2 protein-coding genes are annotated in these 3,274 nt (G+C 73.3%); both read left to right on the forward strand.

The features are described from left to right. The first annotated feature begins 134 nt into the window (after positions 1–134). Positions 135–1,481, forward strand: coding sequence for an extracellular catalytic domain type 1 short-chain-length polyhydroxyalkanoate depolymerase (locus CCN35_RS24095; RefSeq protein ID WP_425444318.1), 1,347 nt, complete (start codon positions 135–137; stop codon positions 1,479–1,481). Between the two features lie 204 nt (positions 1,482–1,685). After that, positions 1,686–3,194 carry a 3-hydroxybutyrate oligomer hydrolase family protein gene (locus CCN35_RS24100; RefSeq protein ID WP_086794335.1) on the forward strand — a complete coding sequence of 503 codons (1,509 nt, stop codon included), beginning with the start codon at positions 1,686–1,688 and terminating at the stop codon, positions 3,192–3,194. Positions 3,195–3,274 lie beyond the last annotated feature (80 nt).

A 3,274-nucleotide genomic window follows, 5' to 3' on the forward strand; every position in this document is an offset into this window, starting at 1 on the left:
CGTCCACCGGTCCGCTGCCGCGCCCGTCGGGACGGGTGCGGCGCGGGTGGGTCTTCCGTCTCCTGGCCGCCGTGGTCCTGGTTCTCGCGGCGGCCCTGGCCGGTCCGGCGCCGAGCGCCCATGCCGCGGTCGGCCTGACCAGGGTCACCGACTTCGGTGCCAATCCGGGCCGGTTGAACATGTACGTCTACCGGCCCACGTCCCTGCCCGACCGGCCCGCGGTGGTGTTCGCGCTGCACGGCTGCGGTCAGGACGCCCAGACGTACGCCGACAACTCCGGTCTGCCCGAACTCGCCGACCGGTACGAGTTCTTGGTGGTGTTCGCCGAGACCACCCCCGCGAACAACCTGAACAAGTGCTTCAACTGGTTCCAGCCCGCCGACAACCGCAGGGGGCAGGGCGAGGCCGCGTCGATCCGGCAGATGGCCGCGCACACGGTCTCCGCCTACGGAGCGGACCCCCAGCGGATCCATGTCACCGGTCTGTCCGCCGGCGGGGCCATGACGTCGGTGATGCTCGCCATGTACCCGGACGTCTTCCGGGCCGGTGCGGTCGTCGCGGGTCTGCCCTACGGATGCGCCAATGACGTCGTCAGCGCCTTCACCTGCATGAACCCCGGAACCGACCTGACCCCGGCCCAGTGGGCGCAGCGGGTTCGTGAGGCCCGTCCCTCGTGGTCCGGTCCCTGGCCCCGTGTGGCCGTCTGGCACGGGGACGGGGACACCACGGTCGTGCCGCGCAACGCCGGTGAACTGCGCGACCAGTGGACCGCGCTGCACGGCCTGTCCCAGACGCCGACCCGTACGTCCGTCATCGGCCCGAACTCCACCCGGCACGAGGAGTACGCCGCCGCGGACGGAACGGTGGCCGTCGAGGTGAACCGGGTCCCGGGCATCGGACACGGCACGCCCGTCGACCCGGGCAGCGGGGAGCAGCAGTGCGGCAGCACCGGCACCGCCCACTTCCTGGACTCCATCTGCTCCGGCTACTGGATCGCCCGGTTCTTCGGTCTGACGGAGCCCGGCTCCGAGGACGGCACGCTGCCCGCCCCGACCGGCCTGGCCGTGACCGAGGCCACCGACACCACCATCCGCCTGGGCTGGAACCCCGTCGACGGCGCCGCCGGGTACACCGTGTACCGCGACGGTGCCCCGGTCGGCACGGCGGACTCCCCGTCCTACACCGACACCGGCCTGACCGCGGGCTCCTCCCACACCTACGCGGTCGCCGCCCGCGATGCCGCCGGCAGGACGGGACGGCTCTCCGGAACGATCACCGCGCGGACCACCGGCACCGTGGTCGCCTGCTGGACCGCCACCAATTACGCCCACGTCCAGGCAGGGCGCGCCTACACCGCCGGCGGCTACGCCTACGCCAAGGGGTCCGGACAGAACATGGGGCTGTACAACACCTTCGTCGTCCGCACCCTGAAGGAGTCGCCCGCCGGTTACTTCACCCTCGCGGACGGCACCTGCGGCTGACGCGGGACCGGTCGTGACCGTGGCTGCCGTTCCGCGGCCTCCACGGTTCCGCGTCCCTGCCCGTGGTTCCGTGTCCCTGCCCGTCATGGTGGCGGCCCACCTGAGAACAGCCATGACCATGGCGGGCACACACATGTTCCTGTGCCGGGTCCGCCACCTAGCCTCCAGCCCCGTCCGTCCTTCGCCGCTCACTGGAGGCCACCCGTGTCCCCGTCGCCCTCATCGCCCTCGCCGTCCTCACCGCCCTCGCCGTCCTCACCGTCCTCGTCCTCCTCGTGGTCCCCGTCGTCCCCGTCCCCCGGCGCCCCTGCGGGCCGCAGAGGGCGCACCGCGCTCGGGGCGCTCGCCCTGGCCACCGCCCTGACCCTGCTTCCCTCGCCGGCCTCGGCCCGGCCGGCCCCCGACCGCACCGCCGGCCACTGCGCCCACCAGTCCCACCTCCGGGTCCCGGGGGCCGCCCATCAGCAGACCGCCTGCCTGGACGAGCTGACCACGGCGGGAACGGTGGAGTCCGGCCACACCGACCCGGCCGACTGGGCCGGTCTCACCCCCGAGGGTCTCGCCGTTCCCCAGGGGGTGCCGGGCATTCAGATCGACGGCTACTTCCCGGACTCCTCGACCACCAACACCAACCACGGCTGGAACCACGACGCGCAGTTCGTCATCCGGCTGCCCGACCGCTGGAACGGCGGCCTGGTGGTGGCCGGCACCCCCGGCAACCGGGAGCAGTACGCCAACGACCGGGCCATCGCCGACTGGGTGCTCGCCCGCGGCTACGCCTATGCGGCCACCGACAAGGGCAACACCGGTCCCGCTTTTCACCGTGACGGCTCCCGGCCCGGGGACGCCGTCGCCGAGTGGAACACCCGGCTCACCCAGCTGACCCGGGCCGCCCGCGCGGTGGTCGCCCAGCGGTACCACCGGCCGCCCGCGCGCACCCTGGTCACGGGAATGTCCAACGGCGGCTACCTCGTACGGTGGCAGCTGGAGAACCACCCCGAGCTGTACGACGGCGGCGTCGACTGGGAGGGCACCCTCTGGCATGCGCAGGGTCCCAACCTGTTCACCTTCCTGCCGCCCGCCCTGCGCCACTACCCCGTCCACGCGGCGGGCGGCCGCGGCGCCGAACGGGCGCGCCGGGAACTGCACCGCGCGGGCTTCCCGGCCGGCTCGGAGTTCCTGTGGCCCTACCACCACCAGGTCTACTGGGACCTGACCCAGCGCATCTACCGCGAGGAGTTCGACCCCGGCTTCGACGGTGCGACGGAGGCCGGCACACCGTACTGCGCCCCCGGGACCCCCGCCTGCGACGCCGACTACGACTACGCCGCCCGTCCCGCCGAGGTCCACCGGGCCGTACGGCGCGTCGCGCTGACCGGCCGCATCGGCAAACCGCTGATCACCATCCACGGCACCCTGGACGTCCTGCTGCCCATCGGCAAGAGCTCGGACGTCTACGCCCGCATGGTCCGTGCCTCGGGCCGCGGCTCTCTGCACCGCTACTACCGCATCGAGGACGGCACGCACACCGACTCCCTCGTCGACGGCTTCCCCGATCGGCTCCGGCCCCTTCTGCCCTGCCACCGCGCGGCCTTCACCGCCCTGGAGAGCTGGCTCGACGAGGGGCGGCGCCCGCCCGCGAACCGCACCGTCGCCCGGCCCGAGGACGCCACTCCCTCGGAGCTGCTCACCGAGTGCAGCCTCACGGGATGACCACCGCGACGGTCGGCCGGGACCTGCCCCGGCCGACCGTCGACCGAGACCGACCGAGCCCGGCCGGGGCAGGTCCCGGC

Source organism: Streptomyces thermovulgaris (assembly GCF_002155915.1).
In the GTDB taxonomy this organism is placed as follows: Bacteria; Actinomycetota; Actinomycetes; order Streptomycetales; family Streptomycetaceae; genus Streptomyces; species Streptomyces thermovulgaris.